This window comes from Chitinophaga sp. 01L420, from assembly GCF_056399985.1.
The window spans coordinates 1-945 of the sequence record NZ_JBFTSK010000130.1 but is presented as its reverse complement, the minus strand read 5'-3'; the positions used below and the strand labels follow the sequence as shown (position 1 = coordinate 945).

Below are 945 nucleotides of genomic sequence, written 5' to 3'. Positions count from 1 at the left end.
CCATCCGGCAACCATCTGCCCATATCACCGGTACGGTATAAACGGATGCTGGTTTGATCATCGAATGTATGCATCACAAACTTCTCTGCCGTAAGCTCCGGACGATGCAGATACCCACGCGAGAGTCCTGCTCCGCCAACATATATTTCGCCTGGTACCCCTACTGGACATAACCTGCGCCGCTCATCCAGGATAAAGGCTACCCGGTTGTTTAACGGACTTCCAACAGGAATCGTATGCTCCAATGCCTTATCGTCAATCTCACAGGTCAGGGAGAAAGTAGTATTTTCCGTAGGCCCATAACCGTTAATCACTGTGATATCCGGATAAGCTTTCCGGATCTTTTCAATGTGCATTTCAGAAAGTTTCTCTCCACCGGCCAATATGGTATCCAATCCGTCAAACACACTGATATCCGTATTTACCAGTTGATTCAGCCAACTGGAGGTAAACCACATGATGGAAACACCCCGACTACGGATCTCAGTTTTCAGCAGCGTGCTATCCAGTAAAGTATTCAGTGAACAAAGTACCAGTTGACCACCATTCAGCAACATGCCCCAGTACTCCAGTGTGCTTGCATCAAAAGAAGGAGAACCTGTTGACAGCAAAATATCCCTTGGCGTTAGTTTGATATAATCTGTTCCCCGTACGAGGCTTACTACGTTATTATTTGTTACCATTACACCTTTAGGCTGACCTGTAGAGCCGGAGGTATAAATCACATACGCAAGACTATCCGGCTGTGTACCGCTATCAACTGCCTGTACAGACTCTTTGCTGAGCAGCGACCAGTCAGCCTCGATATCTATGATATCCAATACAGGATTCATCGCCAGCAAAATAGCTTTGGCAGCGGTGTTGCCGACAATAATATGGGCTTCCGTATCAGTAAGCATATAGGCAATACGATCGGCAGGATATGCGGTATCAATAGGCACATAT

At 46.7% G+C, this 945-nt stretch carries 1 protein-coding gene; it reads right to left on the bottom strand.

The genetic code is table 11. The annotated features are described in order from the left end of the window. Positions 1–945, bottom strand: a 945-nt coding sequence (locus tag AC1DP6_RS36460) for an AMP-binding protein (protein WP_477059307.1), incomplete at both ends; no start/stop codon positions are given.